This window comes from Sphingobacterium sp. UBA5996 (assembly GCF_002429765.1).
Taxonomy (GTDB): domain Bacteria; phylum Bacteroidota; class Bacteroidia; order Sphingobacteriales; family Sphingobacteriaceae; genus Sphingobacterium.
Genome location: NZ_DJAS01000010.1, coordinates 88073 through 110708, shown reverse-complemented (window position 1 = coordinate 110708; position 22636 = coordinate 88073). Strand labels below are relative to the sequence as shown.

Sequence of the window (22636 nt, the reverse complement as noted above, 5' to 3'; positions counted from 1 at the left end):
CTAATCCGCATAAAGATAGTATAGCAAAGAAAAAATGAAAAGATTGATAGCAATAGCATTAATGGCAACCACTGTTGCCGCTGTACACGCTCAAGCACCCGCAGGAGGACGACCTGCTTTCGCAATTTCTGAAGGCCAGATCTCGGGCCAAATTGTAGACAACGAAGGAAAACCTATTTCGCAAGCTTCGGTTAATTTATTAAAGGTCATTATAGACCAAACAACAGGTAAGGAAAGGGAAATTCTTATAAAAAGCACCAGTTCCTCGGAAAACGGAAAGTTCAATTTCTCCGCCATTTCGGCAAGAGAAAAATGGAAGCTTAAAATCAGCTCTGTCGGATACACTCCAATAGACCTTTCGGTAGATTATAGCGACAATAAAGCAACAAGTAAAGATCTGGGTGCAATCAAATTGGAAAATGACAACCGTAAACTCGATGAAGTTACCGTCACCGGCCGCAAGGCACTTCTCGAAATGGACATCGACAAAAAAGTATTCAATGTGGAGAAAAATATTGTTGCCGCTGGTGGAACAGCCATTGATGTACTCCGAAATATGCCTTCGGTACAAGTCGATATTGACGGAAACGTAAAACTGAGAAATGCAGCTCCCACCATTTTTGTCGATGGAAAACCGACCACACTCACTCCCGACCAGATTCCTGCCGACGTGATCGACAAAATCGAAATTATTACAAATCCATCTGCCAAATATGACGCTTCGGGAAGTATGGCCGGTATCCTCAACATTATTCTGAAGAAAAATAAGAAAGCCGGATATAACGGTATGGTCACCCTGGGTGGAGATCGTTTTGGCGGCACCAACTTTATGGGTAGTCTAAATCTACGTCAGAATAAATTCAATATATCACTGACCGGAATGAATATGCGCATGCGCACCAACACCGAAGGCGACAGTCGCCGTATCAGTACAATTAACGGTGTGGAGTCTGAAGTAGATCAGGATATCGAAGGCAAAACAAAAGGTATGATCACCTTTGGCCGATTGGGTGTGGATTACGATTTAAGCCCCAAAACTACCCTATCTGTTGCAGGAGTATTGGTACAAGGTAAATTTAAGCCGAATGAAAACTCAACAATATCGACCACTTCTGCAGGCAGTACCTCAATGAGCGATCGGATCTCCGAATCTGAAAGAAGCTTCAAACCACGTGGATTGCAAGCCGGTCTTGTCCAAAAATTCAAAACTGAAGGCGAGGAATTGTCTGTCGATTTCAATTACTTTGGCGGCACCAACACATCAAACGGCCTGTATACAACCAACTATCTCAATTTCGACAGGAAGATCAGCGGAACACAGATCCAAAAAAACATCGGTTCCGGAGACAATCAGTTCATGACTGTTCAGGCAGACTATGTCAAACCATTCAAAAATGGCATGAAACTCGAAACTGGCGTACGAGCGCAGATCAATAAACTTAAAAACCTCAACAATAACTTCTTAAAAGCCGTAGATAAAGATGATTTTGAAAATATCACCGCAGCTTCAGCAAACTATAACAATAAGAACAGCGTTTATGCTGCCTATGCCTCATTGGGTGGCAATTTAAAAGATTGGGTTTCTTATAAGGTTGGTTTACGTGCCGAGAGTTCAACTTACGACGGAGAACTTCTGAATACAAATGAAAAGTTCCACAATAAATACCCGCTTAGCTTGTTCCCTTCGTTATTTTTGAGCAAAAAAATAACCAAAAAAGACCAAATACAGATGAGTGTAACCCGTCGTGTCAACCGTCCTAATTTTTTCCAGCTCATCCCTTTTGTTGACTACACAGATAGCTTGAATATTACGCGCGGTAATCCGGATCTTGTACCTGAATTTACTACATCGGGCGAATTGTCCTATAGTCGTACACATGGAAAAGGTACATTTTTGGCAACGGTCTACTATAAACGTACAAACAACCTGATTACACGTTATCTGACACAAGAACTGAATCCGGTCACAAACAAAATGGACTTCATTAACACCTATATCAATGCCAACTCCAGCAAAAATTATGGGGCCGAATTCACGTATACCAATACGCTTAAAAAATGGTGGGATCTGACGGCAGACCTTAACTTCTACAATTCTAAAATTGAAGTCGACGAACAAACACCATCGGAAGGTATGTGGACCGTATTTGGAAAATTGAACAATACGTTCAACTTACAGAAAAACTGGAATCTGCAGCTTGCCTTTGAATATCAAGGCAAAACAAATATGCCTGTAACGCAGGGTCAAACATTTGGCCCACCTATGAACCAAGCGCAAAGCTCTTCACAAGGGTATATCAAACCATTCTATGGTATCGACTTTGCCATCAAAAAAAGCTTCTTAAAGAATCAGGCTGCCTCAGCAACTCTGGCAATCAACGATATCTTCAGAACACGAGGCAATACAATCGTTTCCTCCGGAGAAGGGTTTTCTCAAACCTATTACCGTCTTTCAAATCCACAATTGATCAAATTGAATCTTTCCTACCGCTTTGGAAAAATGGATATGAACATGTTTAAGAAAAATAAAAACACGAATGCCATGGAAGGCATACAAATGCAATAGCGAATATTTTATAAAAAAAAGGGTATTTTCTAACGAAAATACCCTTTTTTTTTGTTTAATAGCCCCGAAGAAGTGGACCTCCAAAATCACCGTATCACGATCCATTATTCAGTATTCAATCGATTATTTTTCAATAAAAATACCATATTTCAAAAAAAAATATTAACTTGAATACTAGAAACATTAATCACAAATGTTTTTAACCAAAACAGTTTGAGCGTCGATTGCGCCGAATACATCAATAATTTTTTTCACGTGTGAATATAAAGCGGAAACGTCCGCCAAATACGCACGCAAACATTAAAAAATAGTTAAAATTTGTGCCAAATTATCCTCTCGCATTAAAATGGATTACATTCTGTGCAGGCAATGTAAAAGTTTGTGGTTCACATGTAGAACATCAAGGTTTTTTATTCAAATTATGGAGGGTTACAAATTACACCATTCAAGTTAAGAATAATGAAAAATTTGTATTTACTTTATTGCAATCAAAAGGTGGTATTCATCTAATTGACCAGAAAAAATATCCGTTAGAAAGCTATCAAATTCATTTAATTTTTCCAGGACAGTCAAGTTCCTTCTCTTGTATGGAAGAGACCACTGCTTATCAGTTTAAACTCTCTAGACAAAATTTCGAAAAGCTATGTCTTTGCCTTCCTATCAATATGAAGTTACTAAGGCATAACCCTATAATAGACATCACGGAATATCAATTTGAAATACTACGTAACGATTTACAACAAATAGGATCGGAACTTTCTCGAATTCAACCGCTATTTAAAATTTTAGGGACACGTGCATCACTTAGCTTACAGGAAATTAATCGGATTCTGATGGATCGGATTGGATATCCCCGATCGTCATCCCTTCCAGTAACTTTAAATAAATTCCTAGCGTTGATCGAGCTACATTACAAGGAGCAACATGATGTTGCCTATTATGCACATGCGCTTAATATGACCGAAAATGCGCTTAGGAAGCTCAGTAATTACCATTTGAATGTTGCGCCACTTAAATTAATACACGAGCGCTTATTAACAGAAGCTAAGTGTCTACTAAGGGCTGCGCCCAATCCAATCAAGGCGACTATGATTGAACTCGGGTTTCAAGACTTGTCTACATTCTCGCATTTTTTCAAGAAACGAACAAAAATGTCCCCATCAGCATATCAACAAAAATACTTCCCGCCTAAAAATTCTTAAAGTGATTAGCATGCGATCTGATCCTGCGTTGGAATAGTCTTAAATTCATTCACAGCGAAAAAACTGCTATTTACCGACATAAATGGACAGTCCGCCTAAAAAACAAATTATTTAAAGTTCAAGTGATTAACTTCGATAACAACAAATATAACAGAGAAATTCTTATGCCTAAGATCCATTTATTAGACTATTTTCCGTCGAAGCTCATTTCGGTAAAAAGGATCAGATTCAACATGCTACTATCGTTGATGGTTCTATATTTTATACCCTATTCACAGAATGCAAAAGCCCAACAATCAGATTGGTTAACAAAAGATATCATATTTAGGAGTGAGGGCATTCAATTGGCAGGTTCCATACTTCAGCCTAAACATACCCGTGCGGCCATTGTCCTCGTTCACGGCTCTGGGCAAGAGAAAAGGATGACGGAGTTCGCCTCATTTTTAGCCCGAAATGGTATCGCTGTATTTACCTATGACAAACGCGGGGTTGGAAAATCGGAGGGAATCTATGCGGGCCCTGAGGTTGGTACAAATAACATTGACTCCGCTAACCTCAACCTGCTTGCAAAAGATGCGCAGGCGGCTGTAAAAACTCTCCATCAACAACTGGACAACCCGAATATTCCAATCGGACTGTTGGGATTTAGTCAAGCAGGATGGATCATCCCGTTGGCGGCCAACAAAAATCCATTGGTCGACTTTTTTGTCTTGTATAGTGGTGCAGTAATTCCGGCACGTGAACAGCTCCGATTTCAGTTCTTCACAAACGGAAAAAAAGACTTTTGGGATAAACATACGGAAACTGAGGCTCGTCAACATGTGATGAATGATCCAGACCGTTATCAATTTATCAATACCGATCCAATCGCATCACTAAAAACGACAGCTGCACCTGGACTTTGGCTATTCGGGTCGCAGGATATCCAAATACCGGTAGGCTTATCCATAGAACGCCTCAATGCATTGAAAGCGCAAGGTAAACCTTTCGAGTATTGCCTATTCCCAGCACTAGATCACAACACAAGCCTTTCAGCATCGGATGAACCAAGTGCTATTGCACTTCAATGGATTAAAAGCAGGACTAAACGCAAAATCACTCCTTCTCCTCTCGTACAAGAAAATCATAAGAATACCAAAATTTTAGGTGTCCATAAGAATTGAGACCACCTAGACTATAGCTAATAGGATAATCATAGCTATGCTGTTGCAATTCAAGTTCATTTTTATAATCCGCAACAAGTTTTTTAATTGGGTTAAGACCTGTTGCACGTCTAATAAAGCTTTTTTGTCGTCCGCCGCGCAAATATACCAATACGTCTGAACCATTTAAAATCGCTTTATCCAATTCGGTCAGTTGTTGGTTATAAAGTAATTTTTCTAGGACGTTTTTCAGATCACCACGCGGAAAATCGCTTTCTCCCATTATAATGGAATGCGTACCGTAGTTCACGGATGAAACATAATAAGGATTATATCCTGTCTTTTTTAATTTTCCAACTTCCTCCTTATTAAAAACCTTTACATAATCCGCTAGATCAACTTGAAGGCTAAATGCAATATGTTCCCGGCGCAATAGCAAGCTGTTTGCCCTCTTTATTGTGGTCGAATCACGATGGCGAACCAACTTCAGCACACTATCTACGTCAGGGCTATTATTGAGATGATAACGTATCGCCCTATAGTCGAAAAATGCGCCTACAGAAGATTGCTCCAAAACAGCCGGTTCGCCCCTGCTTTTCTTTGCAAAAGCTCGAATAGCATCATAACCTGGGATGATACGAATCGAAGATAAAGTTGGCTGTGTAGATGAAACTGTATTTTTAAAAGGTTTATAATAAGAACGAAGAGCGGTTAATTTTAGCTGCGGTGTCGTGTCTTTCAATCCCCAGACCGTGCCCAAATGGAAATTCTTGTCTACAGTACCATCCACATAAAACTGAGTCACAGAAAAGCCAACAGAACGTCCTACAAACTTATATCTTTTGTCCGTTGCTATTCCATCAATCTCCGTAGCGTCAATATCAGCATCCTCTTTGTCACAACTTGACAAAAAACAAATGCTTAACAACAACAGGAATAGATATTTCATAATTTAAAAAATCAATAGTCACTTCTGGTGAAGCACTTCTAACTCATCTACCCGTCGGACAATGGACTTTAGATTCTTCTCAAATATATACAAAATTCCTAACCCAACATACATAAAAATAAGAATAACAACACGATACAATGCTAAGGGAGGCTACGCACCTAAAAAGTTAAAATAAGATCAACTATTAATACGTGCAAAAAGATCATCTAAAACACGAAACTTTATTCATCCTTATGGAATCGACGATTTTTTTAATGATTGCCACCATTAAGTCTAATTTCCACAATCAAAAGACTATAAATAGCCAATATAGCGATTAAAACTAAAACAACCTAACACCAAATTATAACTAATAACAGTTTTCATTTATTTTTAATACAGTAGTTACTCACTGCTCGTTCAGTTTTTACTGAATCATCAGTGAGCAAGCACTGAACGAGCACTGAACAAGCACTGTCATAATGCAGGATTTGGTTGCGCTTTGGTCATAAGGTAATGCCGCTAAAAATTGAAGAAAAAAAAATGAAAAAGCTATGCTTACGTAACAAAAGGTGGATGCTGTATAGGAAGAAAAAATACTGATGACAAAATTTCGGTATAGCCCGATCATTTAGGGCCTGATAGAAAGTGATAATTAATCAAAAAAACACCCGAAAGCATGGGGTACCCCGGGTGTTTTAGCCATATTATTAACCTATTTTATGAAAAGTGCCCTTGAATGGGCAACACTAAAGTAAAAAATAACTTTGTATAAACAAAATAAAACTTTAAAAAAAAGCATTTTTTATCATTCACTAAATCGGTTAAACAGGACTTTAGCAATACGAATAGAAAAAACTAATCGTTGTTAGAAATATTGAAAGCCAGTTGCTTACAACCTGCTTTCAACCCAATATACTTTTCTTTGAACAATATTAAAAACCGTCCCCATTAATCACAACAGTCTCCCCTCCTTTTTTGAGGTTGGCTGCATCTTGTTGGATTTTAAAATATTGCGCCGCTGGACAGGCCATCTGCGTCATCCGTCCCGCATGCATAGGCACTTCGATCACTTGCTTTGCATCATAACGGAGTAAAGTGGTGTAGGACCAAATCGCTTCCAATACTTTCGTCTTTGTTGCCTGTACAGGTTTGCCTTCATTGGCCACCTGATCGATAGCATTCACCCGCTTAAACTCACCCAATCCACCCAGGGTATATCCTGCACTTTCAAACGTAGCTTCATATTTTTTTCCTGCACCTTGTATTACAAACTTTAGCATGCCCGTGGATACAATTTCCAATGTCATCAACACCTTTTCTCCAGGATACCAATAATATTCCTCTTGTGCAGGTGCATTTTGGTAAAGACTTGCCTGGCCAGAGCTATGTGCTGCTCTTCGTAAAAATGGTCTGAAAGCTCGCCTGTCTTCGGTCACATTTCCTTTTTCATCTTTAATAACTTCCCAGGTAAGACCAATATCCGTTTCCTGTCCCCCCATGTTACCGCCCATATAAACAGAGGGATTATCCAGGTATTGCTTGGGTTTGCCCGGGTTCAACCGCGCCGGATCAAATTCCATCTTTGGTAAGGTAACTTCGGCCTTAATGCCGACCCAAACATCTGTACTGGAAACGACTTTTCGATAGTAGGCTCCTTGAAAACAAGCTTTTGAAGAAGCCGGACGCACCTCATTTTTGAGATACTCATTCCCATCAACACCTACGACCGGAAATTCTGGTTTAACAAATTCATTTTTTGCACTGCAGGCGGTCAGGCCTAGTAAAAAAAGTAAGCGTATGTGTTTCATTATTTCTTCGGATCAATGGGTAAAAAAATTAATGGTGTCGGTAGGCAGGAAGCTCCCGGAGGAGAATAGGTGAATTCTATTTCCTGTATTTCCTTCTTCGGGTCGGGCCAATAAGTTTCGATGAGAATTGCCTCTGGATAACCTTTTGTAATCAGCGCATTTTTGGGATATTGCATCACCGTCTTTTGACCGTCTTGCCTCACAAGTTCCATTGTCAGCCCCATACCACCACACCATTGGTTGTCACCAGATCGGCTGTTCCAGCTAACCAAAGCCAATCCTTTTCCGTCTGTACTCTTCCATTTGATCTTTGTTTTATACAGCACACCGTAGTTTCCGGCATTCTTGGCAAATTCCTTTTTCGCGCCAATCGTTCCCGTGATCCATGGATCGTCCTGCCCGTCGGCAACAATCAGCTGCACTGCTCCTTTTTTGGTGTCAAGCGTATCTTTCGGATTAATCTGATAATTGGAAATTGGAAAAATACCACGCCCAGCGTTTGCGTGACTATGTGGAATCAGGGTCTTTATCCGCGGAAACACTTTTGGTCCAGACTCATTTGGGGCAAATTGTATGACAGCGATCTGCGCCGGCTGGTCTACCACAAATTCATAGAATCCATGGACAAGTTCATCGTATTGTACCAGCTGTTTTTCCAGTTTTTCATCGATAGCCATCACTTCCCCCGGTTTAAGCACTTTCACCTGATTGTTTACAGCAGATAAAAAGTAGTCCTCAAGCCCTTTCTTTCCAATTTCAAAATAGTTTGAACTCGGTTTTTGTGAAGCATACTTCAACATGCGAAAATGCATATTTTCATGCCCCAGGTTTTTTATGACCGCCGAAATCTTACGGGGCATTTTTTGAGGTTCTTTGACACCATTGACGTTATAGACATACAACCTAACTGCTCCGGGATCAACCGTCTCCTGTAGTGCAATGGCTTCCGGAACACGGATATACTCGGGATCATCAGATATGATATACTGCGGCCCCGGTAATACGGTCTTTGTGTAAGGCAACTTGGGAAAGTCCGTTTTTAGAAAATCTTCCAATAAGACGATATCGCCTTTATTTGCGCTTACAATCTTTTTGGACACGCTACTTAAATCATTTTTTTGTGCAAATCCAACTTTACACGAAACTAAACCTAACATCAACAATAAGCTTGTTTTGATGTGCTTGTTCATAATTTTATTTTTTTACGAATGAATACAATGTTCCTCCACTGCAACACAAGCTGCGTGAAGGAACGATTATTTTAATTTGAATCGGCATAAATTGTAAACTCCTGCGCAACGAGATAACCAAAGGTCGTCAACATATACACCTGAAGCCTTTGTCCATTTTCTGAAGTTCCCATACAGATGTCGCTGGTTGCGTTACCATTGGTACCGCCATTAAACAGTTCGGACTCATAAACACGTAATTGGTTATAGGTCGTTGAACTCAGTGTGGTACCAATGCGGGCTCGATCGCTAATATCATAAACATATAGCTGACCAATCTCATTGCTTCCAAACAATTTGACCTGAGCCAAAATATCTGCGTTGTTAAAACGCTGAAAGGCGATACCACCATTCATAGCAGTACCTGTAATTGCCGGGAATGCTGCTAGCCGCCCCCAGGTACTTCCCGAAACATAAGCAAGTTCGGCGTTAGTGCTCGCGATCAGTTCGGCGTTAGTGCCGACCCCTAAAGGAAGATATTCCGGAAGGAAGCCCAATGATGTCGCACCATCCTTATATTCCAGGACATCGGCCGCGGTAGATTTTATCTGGCCATTTTCGACTGTCCAACGCAGGAGGTAACGACTGGTTGCAACCGAAGCGAGTAACTGACCGTTTCCGTCCATATCCCCTACCCAGTTAAGTTTACGACCGATATTGCCATCGCCGGCAGCTACCGCAGCAGGTTTGCTATAAGGTAGATCCAATAGCTTGGCAGGACTGGTATCAAAAACATCTCTGTATTTGTATAGCACAAAGCTCTGTCCATTCGGCGTATAAGTTCCTAACATAAATCGTCCTTTTTCATCGCTCACGCCTTGGAAGATCAAACGACCAGCCGGGAAAGGATTTGTTAGGTTATGGGAATAAGCTCCTGTGAAACGGTTATATACCTTAAATACAGATGGGGAAGTCCGGCTCACAATCACCAAGTAGTCGCCACTCACAAAACAGGACGTTTCACTATTTGCAGTAAAGCCCAAGTCTGCCGCTTTCTTCAGGAACAAGCGCCGGTTAATGCCCACCCCTTTTTCAAGTTTGACAGGTTCTTTAACAACCAATTTGAGCTGCCGCTTGATATTTCCGGCTCCAGAAATCGTCAGGGGTACTTCTGCACCGTTTGCTAAATTGACCTGAGCTCCGCTTGCTATAGAACCACTGGAATGTTTATTAATAACGTAACTCAGCGTAGATTGTGAAAGATCCATACCCGGCACCACATAAAACGTCACCGTATTCCCGTTTAAGATCCCCTCAACTTCATTGACTTTCTGTTCGCTGTCTTTAAATGTAATTTTGATTCCCGAAATATCTGTATTACCTTTCTTCTCGGCAATAACCACATAATCCTTTGCGTCACCGTTTCCCGCGGTAACAGTAATTTTCTTGGGTGCCGTCAAGTCTGTAAATCCATTTAATCCCGGCGTCACCTGGGCATCAGCCGGAATGGAAGCACGCAGCATCAATCGCGAAAGATCTACTTCATTGTCCGAATCGATCGGATAATAATAATCTACGTGCAAATACACCGTATCATTGCTGATCGTACTCAAGAAGAGGCGATCTTGCCCTTTCCCATCAATCGTAGCGTAAAAATCCATCAATTGAATTTTCACATTCCGCTCCAGATAATTAGGTTTTTGACATCCTCCCAAAAGGATCGCACAGGCCCATAAACTGTAAAATTTTATTTTGTCCATTGCTAGTCTTTCATGTTTTTACCAACCTTTAATTTGAGTCAAAGCGCCGTTCAACTGCACTTCATTTTCAGGTATGGGCAGATAATATAATTTTGTACTGAAACTTCTGTTGGTTGCGTCTGCTGAGACAACTTCATACGTTAATCCTGTTGCGTTCGGACTGATCTTATGCCCTGTAAACTTCACATTATCTAACAGGAGGTGAGCTTTTCTCCAACGGCGCAAATCCCAGAAACGATGCCCCTCAAAAGCCAGTTCAACTTTGCGCTCGTGCTCCACTGCGGCCATTGCCTGATTATTGTTGGCAAGGCTAAGGGCATTAAGTCCACGCTTCTGGCGAAGCTGATTGATGTAGGTGGTTGCAGTCGCAAAATCACCCAATTGCGCTTTCGCTTCCGCCATAATCAACAAGACCTCGGCATAGCGCATTTCGATCCAGCTTTGTGTACTCTTATTTTGAACGAATGTCGTATTTGTAGGATCAAGCATTTTGCGTACATAGTATCCCGTAACGGTACGTTTGGGGTCGCCACTCGCGCCAAATGTTGTAAATCCTTCTATCGCATCGGTCGTCGACGTATTCAGTGTTCTTCCTTTCCAGGTTGCACCATTGTACAAGATCGTCGCATAGAAACGAGGTTCACGATTTGTATAGGGAGCCGCTGCCTGCGCAGCATTCTGCCAGGAGAATTTGGATCCGTCGGCCATTTCAAATTCATTGACCAATTCTGCGGTTGGCACACCATAAACCAATGTATTACCCGGAGCATCCCGAGGTGGAGCATAGCCCAGGTCGTATTGATGCGTGACATCAGGTGCCGCAAAATCTACCCGAAAGATTGCTTCCTTTGTATTTTTATTGGTAAAAATGCTTGCAAAATTATCGTCCAAAGCATAGAGTCCCCCATTAGCCATATCGATGACTTTTTGCGCTGCATCGGCTGATTTTTTAAAATACTCTGCGCTCCTCGCCTGTGAAATGCCCGTCAAAGGATCCTGATTGAACTGCTTGAGATCATATTTAGCAATAGAGCCTGCATATAGTCCTACACGCGCCATCAGGGTATAGGCCGCGCCCTGGGTAGCCCGGCCGGCAAGATTGTTGAGCGGAAGATGATCTGCCGCAAATTGGAGATCCTCCAGGATAAAATCATAAACGGCTTCCTCACTCGAGCGTTCATGATCTTTTTCAGTATACTGATCCATACTCTTGAATAGAATCACGCTTCCATGGATCTTTGCCAGCCAGAAATAGGCATATGCTCTCACGAACCTGCCCTCAGCCTCATAAACCTGTTTTTGAGCATCGGAAAGGCTGGACTTGGTATTAATTCCATTGATCATTTCATTGATACGACGGATACGCTCATATCCACTCGCCCAATAATTCAATCCTACACTTGCGGAAGAAAACTGGTTTGAGTTGGATACAAGAATATTGACGGTACCATTCCCAGCGGTATTTGAGGTAAATTTCATTCCATCGGCTAAGGCATCCATTGCATTATCATAGCCTAAATTTGGAAATTGACCAAACTGGAATTTTTTAAATTCAGCATAGATACCCGACACATATAGTTCGGCCGAATTGGGGTCAGCCCATACTTTCTCTTCTGCGATCCGGTCCTGTGGAATTAGATCGACAGAACAACCTTGCAGCGCCATAAACAACAGGCCTAAAAATGAAAGCTGCCGACAGCTGGTATATAGAGTTGATTTCATCTGTAATAGTAATTTTTAGGAGATTAAAAAGTAACGCTTAAACCAAATTCAAAAATCCGTTGCTGCGGATAAAATCCATTATTGACGTTTGGCATTTCGGGATCGAGGTATTTCAAGTAATCCCATGTGAAAAGGTTTGAGCCCGAAGCAAACACGCGTACATGTTCAATCTTCGCTGCATTCAGCAATCCTTTCGGGAAAGTGTAGCCCAACTGCACGGATTTAAGCCGCAGATAATCTCCTTTTCTGATCCATCCTGAATTGGCATTTGCATTGTTCGTCGACATGCCTGTTGCTTTATAGGCACTCATACGTGGAAATTCGGCATTCGGATTGTCTTCGCGCCATGAGTTTTCAACCAAGAAATAAGGGGAGTTTCCATAGTTATAAAAAGGTCGCGTAAAAGGTGTATTATCCTCTACCCCTGAAGTTCCTGACGATCCTTCATAGGCTCCTGCTAGGGCAACATCAACACGTGCAGCACCTTGCAACAATGCTGAAAAGTCGAAGCCTTTATAAGCCATATCGAAATTCAAACCGAATGTTAATTCAGGTACGTTGGAGCGTCCAATATAGGTCATATCGTCCGTTCGGGTAATCCGCCCGTCGCCATTCAAATCTTTAAATTTGAAAAAACCGGGAGCCATAAATCCCGAACTTGGTGAAGGTGTATTGCGTGCTTCCTCCCAGGTCTGTACCATCCCCTCTTTGACAAATCCAATTTTTGTTCCGATAGGTTTGCCAATGAGACTCTGCCAAGAAGGGATACCGTTCGCTTCATCCAGTTTCAGATACCTGTTTTTCGCCCAGTTGATATTGCCGGTTACGCCCAGTTTAAATTCACCAAAACGATCGTTATAACGCAATTGAGCATCAAAACCGCGATTATCAACTTCGCCAATATTGGCCAAACTCGGAAAATAACCACCCATCGACGCTGGATAAAGGTTTCCAACCTGTCCCAAAATACCGGAAGTATAACGATAGAACCATTCGAAATCAAAACCAAATTTTCCATTTAAAAACCGTGATTCAAATCCAACATTGGATGTGGTGGATTCTTCCCATTTCAATAGCGGGTTTTGAGGTGCATTGGTATATAAGGCTTTGACCGGCTTGCCGTCTATGACAATGACTGGTGTTGTATTTTGTGAAAGGGTATTAATGTAAGGGAAACTACCCACTTGTGCACGGTCGTTACCTGTACGCCCAATAGACCCTTTTAATTTAAGAAAATCTGCAAAAGGGACAGCTTCCTTAAAGAAGGACTCATTTGAGACAACCCAGCCCAATCCAATGGCCGGAAAAGATTTCCAGCGGTTTTCCTTGGCAAAGTTAGCGGAGGCGTCCCAACGCGATACCAACTCCACCAAATAACGATCGCGGAAAGCATAATTCAGCCGTGTCACAAATCCCGCACGTGCAGATTCGGCATCACTGGAACCTGTAGACTTGATAATGTCTTCCTGGGAAGCCGAACCATAGTTTATTTCCTGAATAATACTGATTGGAAAATTACTTGCGCCGGCACCAAATTGATTACCATGAGTTTTTGCATATTCATATAAACCTAACACACCGATGCTATGATCACCAAAAGTGCGGTTATAATTTAAACTGGCCTGCCAGGTGCTGCGATAGTTTGCAGCAAAACTCTGACGAAGAGATGTCTTCGTGATTCCGGGCAAAGTGGTCATCGCCACAAAGTCGCCTGCAACCTGGTCCCGCTGTCTTCCCATCGTCGGATAGGGTGTCAGCCAAGATTTGGATTCATCCGAACTATAGTCGTATGCGCCCTGAACTTTTGCCAGCAAACCTGTTACTCCCGGAACTTTAAAATCGATGTTTGCTGTTCCCTGAAAGATATTGCTTTTGAGCTTCTGGTATCCCGAATTTGCAACGGAAGCAATTGGGTTGACCCACCCTGCTCCTGCCTGATATGCTACCGGAAGTCCATTTGGGGCATACATAGGCAGATTCGGGAGCATCCGAACAGCCTGGTAAAATGGATTCATATAGGCCGAGTTATCGGGTGAAATACCGGGTAAATTGGTATTTTGATTACGTAAACCAATGTTCAAACCAACCGTCAGGTATTCATTAAGCTCACTTTTAAGGTTTGTACGGATATTGTAGCGTTTAAAATTGGTATTGTCGATCACCCCGTCCTGGTTCATATGGCTGACCGAAGCAAAATACTGCGTTTTGCCCGCTCCACCCGAAATTGTCGCTGCATGATGTTGCGAATAGCTATTATTATCTGCCAATAGGCCAATCCAGTCTGTATTCCCAAATAACGGATTGGTATTGGTTCCATTTGCCACAGCATCGATGAGTTCCTGAGTGTAGATGTAAGGTGCTTCAGTTTGCTTCGTATTTCGGAGAAAATCATTGTCCAGTTCTGTTCCTTTGTTATACCAGTTCATATAATCCGGTCCATTGAGGAATTTTGGAAAGCGGGTATTTTGGCCAATGCTGTATCCAAAGTCATAGGTTACTTTGGTCTGTTCCTTTCGTCCATTTTTTGTTTTAACCAATATAATACCATTGGCGGCCTGTACACCATAAGCGGCCGTGGAGACTGCATCCTTTAAAAAGGAAATCGTTTCTATCTCACTTGGGTCCAGATAAGCCAAGGTAGAAAGCGGTCTTTCGATATCATCGACAATCACCAAAGGACTTCGATTACCACCATAAGTTCCAACTCCGCGCAGATACAAGGTCGCGTTATCTGCCCCTGGGCGGCCGGATTGTTGCAATGCTGTCAATCCGGGAACACGTCCTACGAGTGCATTGGTCAAATTCATCGACGGGGCTTTCTTGAGCTGATCACCACCGATCTGAACGACAGATCCAACGACGTTGTTCTTCTTTTGCGTACCATAGGCTACTACTACAACCTCATCAATTTGACGCTGATCGGACTCCAAAACAAAACTCTGTGTACCGGCAACTGTGATCTTCCGCGACTGCGACAAATAGCCGATATAACTAACCTGAAGTTCAGCCGGAAGTCGGTCTACCTGCACGGTAAAACTCCCTTTTTGATCCGTACGTGTTGTTACAGAAGTCCCCACTACTTTAACCGTCGCGCCAGCAATAGGCTGTTCATCGCGATTTCGTATGGTACCATTTACAATGGATTGAGCAAAGCTTATTGCGGATTGCATAAAAACAATAAGTAATCCCAATGCCTTAAAAAGATACCTGCGTTTTACATGTGTTGGTTTCATAATTTAGGAATGAAAAAATAGTGTTATGTTAAAAAATAAGTATTTATGGTCACTCGGTTACCTAAACCATGATCAGACGTTTTTCATTGGATAAAACATGCAACGTTCTGACACCGGCACGGCAACGTATTTTGGTTTACAATTATTAGGTATATTATTTATACAACACTAAATAAGAAATAAAATTTTAAATATTCAAATTATTTCTAATTTTTTTTATTAATTGAGATCTACTAAAGAAGAAAAAACACAAACTTAATTTTGCATGATGATATATTTACTATATTTACCCATAAGTTAACGTAACACAGTTATGAGTATAAAATTCTTGAGTGACTTACATGATGCAAGCTATAGCGGTGTAGCCTATAAAAATATTTTGCTTAAAAAGGAGATTTTGACCTTTTTTGCGACCAAGGGGCCTTCAACTATTCCTGAACTGAGCAAGGAATTCAACATCAGTATTCCAAAAATCAACGAATCTATTAATGAACTTATGGAAGATGCATTGGTCCAGGACAATGGAAAGTCGACTTCGGGAATTGGTAGAAAACCGAATTCCTATGGTCTACTTGCAAATGCAGCCTTTTTTGTTGGCGTCCAAGTAAGCCATGATCATCTCAGTATCGTGGTGATGGATATGAAAAAAGACATTGTTGCTACACAAGAAGAAATTCCCCATCGCTTGGAAAATAACCAGGAATCGCTTCAAAATATTTGTCGGGAGATCAACCAGTTTATTGCAACGCATCAGATTCAAAAAGATAAAATATTGGGTGTCGGCATTAATTTATCTGGTCGCATTAACTACCGAACAGGTTATTCCTACAGTTATTTTAATTTTTATGAAGATCCCCTATCGAAATATTTTGAGCAGGAACTACAATTGCGCACCTATCTTGAAAACGATAGTAAGGCGCTTGCCTATGGAGAGTTTTCGAGTGGAATTTTAAAGGATGAGAAAGATGCTCTTTTTGTCAATGTGGACAATGGCATCGGACTAGGAATTTTGATCAATGGAAAGATTTATTATGGAAAATCCGGTTTCTCGGGTGAATTTGGCCATATTCCGATATTTGACAACGATATCATCTGCCGCTGTGGAAAAAAGGGCTGTCTTGAAACGGAAGCATCTGGTTTTGCCCTTCGTAACCGAGTCATTGCGGAAATAAAAAATGGCGCAACTAGTATTTTGACAAAAAAATTTAACAATCTGGAAGATATCCGGCTCAGCGATATTATAACAGCTGCAAAAAAAGATGATAATCTTGCTATTGAGCTCATCAATGAGCTTGGGGAAAAACTAGGTCGCGGGCTCGCAACGTTAATCAATATTTTTAATCCAGAAATCATCATTGTTGGTGGAATTTTAGCTAAAAGTGAGGAATATCTGATGTTACCGCTAAAGAATGCAGTCAATAAATTTTCATTGTCTATTGTCAACAAGGACACCAAACTTGCCAATTCAAATAATGGGGAAAAACTTGCAGCTTTAGGCGCCTGCCTTCTTATCCGAGACCGACTACTTTCCATTATCGATTAAACATAAAGCGTGGATTTCAATAAAATCCACGCTATTTTACCTTTCTACTCGTTCCTTGACGACCTCTCCATAGGGATCTTTTACTTCGGTTTTCGTTTGAGCGAGGTGTATCCACTTCTTAAACGTTCCAATAAAAACAATCGCCATAAGGGACATCGCCGCAATAGCCAATCCAGCCAGTAGATATTGACCTTTGGGTATGTAACCTTGCACAACCTGAAGATAGCCCGCCCAAAAGGTGATTATGGCCATAAAAACACCTGGAATGGCAGCAAACAAGACATATTTTCGCCTGTTCATTCGGATGAGCATCGTTGTACACACAATTAGACCACAAGCGGCCAACAGCTGATTGCTGATACCAAATAATGGCCAAATACTACTTACATTACCGGTATAAACCAAATATCCCCACGAAAACGTAAACAAGGCACTGCAAATCCATACACCTGGTTTCCAGTTTTTATCACTAAATTTAGGAAAAACGGTTCCGAGCATTTCCTGTAGGAAAAAGCGTCCCACCCGGGTACCTGCATCGATTGCGGTAAGGATAAACACGGCTTCAAACATAATAGCGAAATTGTACCAATAGGCCATAATATCGTTCATAAAAGGGACTTTATCAAAGATATGGGCCATTCCGACAGCCAAGGATACTGCCCCTCCCGTTCGACCGTGAAGGTCCACACCAATTCGATCGATAAAATGCTGTAAATCCACCGCTGAAAGATGCGGATGCTGGGCTAAAAATTGTGCATAGTCGGCTACTGGTGTATTGATGGCAAAATAATCCCCCGGCATCAACGTGCAAGCTGCAATTAAAGCCATCAGCGCGACAAAGCCTTCGACAAGCATGGCGCCATAGCCAACAAACAAGATCTCGCGTTCATTACCGATCATTTTGGGCGTCGTGCCTGTTGCAATAATAGCGTGAAAACCTGATATGGCACCACAAGCAATGACAATAAAGATAAAAGGCAAAACAGGACCTGCAATGACTGGCCCACCACCATGGATAAATGCGGTCAGAGCAGGCATCTGAATGGTTGGTGCGACAAAAAATATTCCTACCGTAAGCATCACAATTGTACCTATTTTGAGATAGGTCGAAAGGTAATCTCTTGGGACCAATAATAGCCAGATGGGCAATACTGAAGCAAAAAAACCATATACAGCAATACCGATGGAAATCGTTTTTACATCCCAGTTGAAAAGCGCGTGGAAAGTAGGAATTTGCATCAGGTGGTGACCTGAGATAATACCACCAATCAGTAGCACACCACCAATGATACTTGCCAAGGTAACCGAGCCTTCACGGTAGCGCATCATCAAGCCCATTAAAATAGCAATGGGCATTGTTAATATAATCGTAAATAATGACCATGGCGCCTCATGCATTGCACTGATACAGGCTAACGATAAACCGGCCAAGGTCAAAATCAAAATGAAAAGTACCGCAATACCGGCAACTGCTCCAATAGGCTTACTGACCTCCTTGGAGGCAATGGTCGCTAAACTTTCTCCTTTATGTCGTACAGAAGCGAAAAGCACGACCATATCGTGCACACCGCCACCTAATACACAACCAATTAGTATCCACAGAGCCCCCGGTAGATAACCAAACTGTGCCGCGAGCACTGGACCAACTAGTGGTCCTGCCGCGGCGATTGCCGCGAAATGATGACCGAACAGTACTTTCTTATCGGTTTTTACATAATCGTGTCCATCTGCAAACTCCACCGCCGGTGTCTGACGAGCGCCATTCAGTCTGAGCAATTTATTTGCGAGAAACAAGCCATAAAACCGATACGCAATCGCAAAGAGCAATATCGCAGCAAAAACTAAGGTCAACGCATTTATTCCATTGAGAGCATCCATAGCAGTTAAGTTACACGATTATTTTTGCTTTTTCAAATACCTCATATACCTTCCATAATGCACGGGGAACATGGAAACACCCCTTCCATTTTCCGCCTTTAAGATCGAGCAATACCTCACCTCTTCGATTGAGGTAGCCAAACCATTCGCCATGTTCGGGGTCCCTAAAATGCGTCCAAGTATATTCATGAACCCGTTCGAACCAACGTTTAGCCTCTTCATTTCCCGTTAGTACCCAAGCTTTCGCCATACAGACCAGTGTTTCACAGTGCACCCACCATAACTTCTGGTCCCATTCCAACTGCTGGGTCGGTTTACCCTGCGCATCCATAAAGTAGAATATACCTCCATATTTCTCATCCCATCCATACTCCAGCATACGGACACCAACGCGCATGGCTTTTTCAATCAACGCTGGTCGCTGCAATCTTTCTCCCAAATCCATCATAAACCACATGGCCTCTATGGCATGTCCAGGATTAAGCAATCTTCCCTCAAAACTATCCAGCAATGCACCATTGGGACTTACATTCTCAAAGACAAGTCCCTGATCTTCTTTATAGAATACATCCATCACCTCGACCACAACATCTTCAATCAGTTCTTGCACCAAAGTAGGATCCAATAAGTGCTCTAATTCGATGGAGAGATTACTAAGAATCATGGGCAACGCAAAATTCTTTGATGGACGCGTCCCGGGAACTGTTTTGTCGTATATGCCTTTGGTATGGTTCCGGCGTTTCAATATATTGTGAAAGGTATGTTGCGCAATTTCTGCATAACGTTGCTCCTGTGTTGCCGTATATAAGGCACCAAACCCCATGGCAGCAAAGCAATCTGAAAAAATATTGTAAGGCTTTACAAGCGCTTTCCCTTGTCGATCGAGTGAAAAATACCAGTTCCCTTCGTCATCGCGACCGTATTTTTCCATAAAGTCGGCGCCATGCATTGCGATGTCCAACCAGGAGGAACGGCTTTCAATCTTGTTATAAATGCTCGAAAAAAGCCAAACTTGTCGCCCCTGCAGCCACATAAACTTATCCGTATCAAAAACTTCACCTCTTCTATCCAGGCAGGTAAAATACCCCCCATAATCCCTATCTAGGGAATGTGCTGTCCAAAAAGGAAGAATATGATTAAATAATTCGTCTTTGTAAATTGTACTATAATGATTCATATATAAATGAATTTGCTCTTTAAAGGCCATTTAAAATCTCTGGCCTACTCTTATCAATAATGCTATGTCTTGTTCTCTAACTTCTTCGAGATTACTTTTTGTCGTCATTTGGCGTGCTTTAAACACGTGATCCCTATCACCAATTGTTGTTCAGGGCATATTCTTGGTACCGATTGTAAAGGTGTCCTGCCTGTAAATAAGCGGACTGTGGACTCATAAAATGGGAGAATTCGAACGTAATTGCTTTATCATAGCCAGCCTTTGCCGCAGCCTCAAGCTTTAATCTTAGTTTATCAAACTTGATCGGCAAGAATTTAATCGGCATATCCCGGTCAAAAGATTCGGCATTCGTCCAACAGGCCATACCATATTTATCAGCCAATTTCTTATTGACCTCAAAGAAATCGGGAAGCTCATCGTAATCAATGTGTCCATCCTGAAAGGCCACTGCGTCGACCGCTCCTTGTATACCTTCAAAAATTTCGCCCCATTCCCGTTCATGTTCCAATACCGAAACTGCATCGGCTTTACTAAGCTCGGGAGAAACGGCAAGCACAGCTTTTTTTCCATCAATCCAGGGCGATATAAATGTCGGCAAGCCCCCACTGACCGCCTTGCACTGTAACCCAAGTGTACGAAAAGCATGAACAGCTCCTTTCGTCTTACGGCTGATTTCCGTACTGATATACCATCCACCGAAGCTTTTATAATGCCCATATTTAGCCCAAACCTCTTCAATTACATATTGATTGGAATCGATTTCGTGACTCAGATCTCCTGTCTCCCAATAAATACCGCTGTCATAAAGCCCAAAATAGAATTTCATATCATACTTGTCTGCAAGCTGCAGATAAAGCTCTACAAGATCCAACGATGGTCTAAAACAGCCATATTTGTCCATCAGATAAGCCGATGGATAGGTTATAAATTTACGATAGCCACTGCGAATCATAATAACAGTGTCTATACCAATTGCCTTCATATATGCAAAATCCCGATCCCATTCTTCTGCCCCCCAGTTCTGGTGCGGAATATCGTGGGAAATCTCGTCAATAAATGTTCCTGTAATTCTCATAAATATTTCTTTTCTTTTAATAATTGTACCCATTTTATATAGGCACTGGGTATCAGATGCACACCATCAGCTGAGTAAATTGCGTTAAGTCTTCCCTCATTGTCCTGAAAAAGTGGGCAGAGATCAACAAATGGGATATTTTCATCTGCTGCAAGCTGTCTTAGTTTTTCATTTAAGACCGGAACCAACACATTTCTACCTTTTGTATAAGGCTCTTTTGTTAGTTCTTCATTGATCGGTAAGGCACTCTGAAGATAGATAAGGGTCTTTGGTGAGATCTTTTTTATTCGTTTAATGATACGCTTGTAGTTATTGACCGACACTTCCTGCGGAAGCTTTCGGAATTGGTCATTAATGCCATCCATCAGAAAAATTGCCTGCGGACGTCCGCGCAACACCTCATCTATACGCGCAAGAATCCCAAACGAATTATCTCCGCCTATCCCCCTGTTCAGTACAGGATATCTTGAATCTGCAAGCAATTCCTGCCATTCTGCCCGTTCAGTAATACTATTTCCCAAAAACACGATTGCTCCTTTAATGGTTGGACTTTGTTCGAAATAGGCCATTCGTTGTTGATAATACCAGTTGGCGTAACTGCTATCTATTTTAGTCTCCTGAGCTGAGAGGGACTGGGAAAATACCGATAGACATATTCCAATGAGGAAATGTAAACAAACACCGCCCCGAAGATACTTTCCAGCTGCTGGAAATACCTTAAAAGATTCCAGCGACGTCATAAGAGTTTTTGCTGTTTTAAATAATTGGCCCAAATTAAATAAGTGGCTTGCTTCAGATGTAAGCCATCAATTGTTAGCTCAGCTTTTAATTCCCCATTACCGTCCACCAATATCGGCTGTAAGTCTACAAAACGAACTTGATGTGCCGTACACAATTCTTTCAAAGCATTGTTCAGCGACACAATCTTTTCATTTCGTACTTCTTCATAGCTTTTTGGTAACAAAGATTCATTCACAGGTAGAAGTCCTTGCACAAAAAGCGCTGTATTTGGCGACTGCTTTTTAACCTGCTTTATTATCCTCTCTATATTCGTTGAAATAATGGAAAGTGGTATTCCTCTTTTCATGTCGTTCACCCCACAGAGCAGAAATATTTTTCGTGGTCTGGACGCTAATATCTCGTCTAGTCGTGCTAAAATACCGTAAGTCACATCGCCGCTAATCCCACGATTGATCACATGCTTCCGCTGGAGGATTTCTTGCCATTTTCCACCTTCGGTAATGCTATTGCCAAGGAAAACGATTTCGTCCTTCTGATTGGGCACCGCTTTAAAAAACTCAAGCCTTGCGCGATAATGTTGATTATCAAACGTAGAATCAATATCCTTTGATTGCGCTAAAGTCAATGCCGGTAAAAAAAAAGGCAACAATAAGGCCTTCCAGTTCCTATAAAAAAGTATATTCATA

Annotated in this window: 15 protein-coding genes; 4 read left to right on the top strand and 11 right to left on the bottom strand. The window is 41.7% G+C overall.

Annotated features, from left to right (window positions below):
* The first annotated feature begins 34 nt into the window (after positions 1-34).
* The 3 genes from B3E00_RS07050 to B3E00_RS07040 all read left to right on the top strand — a co-directional run bounded on the left by B3E00_RS07050 (position 35) and on the right by B3E00_RS07040 (position 4931).
* Complete coding sequence (locus tag B3E00_RS07050) at positions 35-2566, top strand: TonB-dependent receptor domain-containing protein (protein ID WP_293937849.1); 2532 nt, start codon at positions 35-37, stop codon at positions 2564-2566.
* Positions 2567-2886: 320 nt separating this feature from the next.
* Positions 2887-3768, top strand: a complete 882-nt coding sequence (locus tag B3E00_RS07045; RefSeq protein WP_209574891.1) for a helix-turn-helix domain-containing protein — start codon at positions 2887-2889, stop codon at positions 3766-3768.
* A gap of 164 nt (positions 3769-3932) precedes the next feature.
* A complete protein-coding gene (locus tag B3E00_RS07040; protein WP_209574892.1) occupies positions 3933-4931 on the top strand; it encodes an alpha/beta hydrolase family protein in 999 nt (332 codons plus the stop codon).
* Here the strand turns inward: B3E00_RS07040 and B3E00_RS07035 are convergent.
* The 6 genes from B3E00_RS07035 to B3E00_RS07010 form a co-directional block, all read right to left on the bottom strand.
* Positions 4864-5859 carry a hypothetical protein gene (locus B3E00_RS07035; protein WP_209574894.1) on the bottom strand — a complete coding sequence of 332 codons (996 nt, stop codon included), beginning with the start codon at positions 5857-5859 and terminating at the stop codon, positions 4864-4866. The two genes, B3E00_RS07040 and B3E00_RS07035, sit on opposite strands and share 68 nt — an antisense overlap.
* A 917-nt stretch (positions 5860-6776) precedes the next feature.
* A complete protein-coding gene (locus B3E00_RS07030) occupies positions 6777-7652 on the bottom strand; it encodes a hypothetical protein (RefSeq protein WP_293937848.1) in 876 nt (291 codons plus the stop codon).
* Positions 7652-8842, bottom strand: coding sequence for a copper amine oxidase (locus B3E00_RS07025; protein WP_293937846.1), 1191 nt, complete (start codon positions 8840-8842; stop codon positions 7652-7654). Before B3E00_RS07025 ends, B3E00_RS07030 begins: the two co-directional genes overlap by 1 nt.
* 71 nt (positions 8843-8913) lie before the next feature.
* On the bottom strand, positions 8914-10581 hold the full coding sequence (locus B3E00_RS07020; protein WP_293937844.1) for a DUF5018 domain-containing protein: 1668 nt from the start codon (positions 10579-10581) through the stop codon (positions 8914-8916).
* An 18-nt stretch (positions 10582-10599) separates the two neighbouring features.
* Positions 10600-12303: a RagB/SusD family nutrient uptake outer membrane protein gene (locus tag B3E00_RS07015; RefSeq protein WP_293937843.1), complete on the bottom strand. Its 1704-nt coding sequence runs from the start codon at positions 12301-12303 to the stop codon at positions 10600-10602.
* Positions 12304-12326: 23 nt separating this feature from the next.
* Complete coding sequence (locus B3E00_RS07010; RefSeq protein ID WP_293937841.1) at positions 12327-15536, bottom strand: SusC/RagA family TonB-linked outer membrane protein; 3210 nt, start codon at positions 15534-15536, stop codon at positions 12327-12329.
* A 313-nt stretch (positions 15537-15849) separates the two neighbouring features.
* On the opposite strand from B3E00_RS07010, the gene B3E00_RS07005 reads away from it, so the two are divergent.
* Complete coding sequence (locus B3E00_RS07005) at positions 15850-17079, top strand: ROK family transcriptional regulator (protein WP_209574905.1); 1230 nt, start codon at positions 15850-15852, stop codon at positions 17077-17079.
* 36 nt (positions 17080-17115) lie between these two features.
* Here B3E00_RS07005 and B3E00_RS07000 read toward each other — a convergent pair whose 3' ends face one another.
* The 5 genes from B3E00_RS07000 to B3E00_RS06980 form a co-directional block, all read right to left on the bottom strand.
* Positions 17116-18957, bottom strand: coding sequence for a carbon starvation CstA family protein (locus B3E00_RS07000; RefSeq protein ID WP_209574907.1), 1842 nt, complete (start codon positions 18955-18957; stop codon positions 17116-17118).
* 10 nt (positions 18958-18967) lie between these two features.
* Positions 18968-20134 (bottom strand): AGE family epimerase/isomerase, encoded by a 1167-nt coding sequence (locus B3E00_RS06995; protein ID WP_209574909.1) that lies wholly within the window; start codon positions 20132-20134, stop codon positions 18968-18970.
* A gap of 136 nt (positions 20135-20270) precedes the next feature.
* Entirely contained in the window at positions 20271-21209 is a 939-nt protein-coding gene (locus tag B3E00_RS06990; RefSeq protein ID WP_293937837.1) for a DUF4434 domain-containing protein, read from the bottom strand.
* Entirely contained in the window at positions 21206-21949 is a 744-nt protein-coding gene (locus B3E00_RS06985) for a GDSL-type esterase/lipase family protein (RefSeq protein ID WP_209574913.1), read from the bottom strand. The genes B3E00_RS06990 and B3E00_RS06985 overlap by 4 nt, the downstream gene beginning before the upstream one ends.
* Entirely contained in the window at positions 21946-22635 is a 690-nt protein-coding gene (locus B3E00_RS06980) for a GDSL-type esterase/lipase family protein (RefSeq protein ID WP_209574915.1), read from the bottom strand. Before B3E00_RS06980 ends, B3E00_RS06985 begins: the two co-directional genes overlap by 4 nt.
* Position 22636 lies beyond the last annotated feature (1 nt).

Bases quoted from the DNA above. Each gene is read 5' to 3' on its own strand.
- B3E00_RS07050 (WP_293937849.1), top strand. From the start codon at position 35: ATGAAAAGATTGATAGCAATAGCATTAATGGCAACCACTGTTGCCGCT.
- B3E00_RS07040 (WP_209574892.1), top strand. From the start codon at position 3,933: ATGCCTAAGATCCATTTATTAGACTATTTTCCGTCGAAGCTCATTTCG.
- B3E00_RS07035 (WP_209574894.1), bottom strand. From the start codon at position 5,859: ATGAAATATCTATTCCTGTTGTTGTTAAGCATTTGTTTTTTGTCAAGT.
- B3E00_RS07030 (WP_293937848.1), bottom strand. From the start codon at position 7,652: ATGAAACACATACGCTTACTTTTTTTACTAGGCCTGACCGCCTGCAGT.
- B3E00_RS07025 (WP_293937846.1), bottom strand. From the start codon at position 8,842: ATGAACAAGCACATCAAAACAAGCTTATTGTTGATGTTAGGTTTAGTT.
- B3E00_RS07020 (WP_293937844.1), bottom strand. From the start codon at position 10,581: ATGGACAAAATAAAATTTTACAGTTTATGGGCCTGTGCGATCCTTTTG.
- B3E00_RS07015 (WP_293937843.1), bottom strand. From the start codon at position 12,303: ATGAAATCAACTCTATATACCAGCTGTCGGCAGCTTTCATTTTTAGGC.
- B3E00_RS07010 (WP_293937841.1), bottom strand. From the start codon at position 15,536: ATGAAACCAACACATGTAAAACGCAGGTATCTTTTTAAGGCATTGGGA.
- B3E00_RS07005 (WP_209574905.1), top strand. From the start codon at position 15,850: ATGAGTATAAAATTCTTGAGTGACTTACATGATGCAAGCTATAGCGGT.
- B3E00_RS07000 (WP_209574907.1), bottom strand. From the start codon at position 18,957: ATGGATGCTCTCAATGGAATAAATGCGTTGACCTTAGTTTTTGCTGCG.
- B3E00_RS06995 (WP_209574909.1), bottom strand. From the start codon at position 20,134: ATGAATCATTATAGTACAATTTACAAAGACGAATTATTTAATCATATT.
- B3E00_RS06990 (WP_293937837.1), bottom strand. From the start codon at position 21,209: ATGAGAATTACAGGAACATTTATTGACGAGATTTCCCACGATATTCCG.
- B3E00_RS06985 (WP_209574913.1), bottom strand. From the start codon at position 21,949: ATGACGTCGCTGGAATCTTTTAAGGTATTTCCAGCAGCTGGAAAGTAT.
- B3E00_RS06980 (WP_209574915.1), bottom strand. From the start codon at position 22,635: ATGAATATACTTTTTTATAGGAACTGGAAGGCCTTATTGTTGCCTTTT.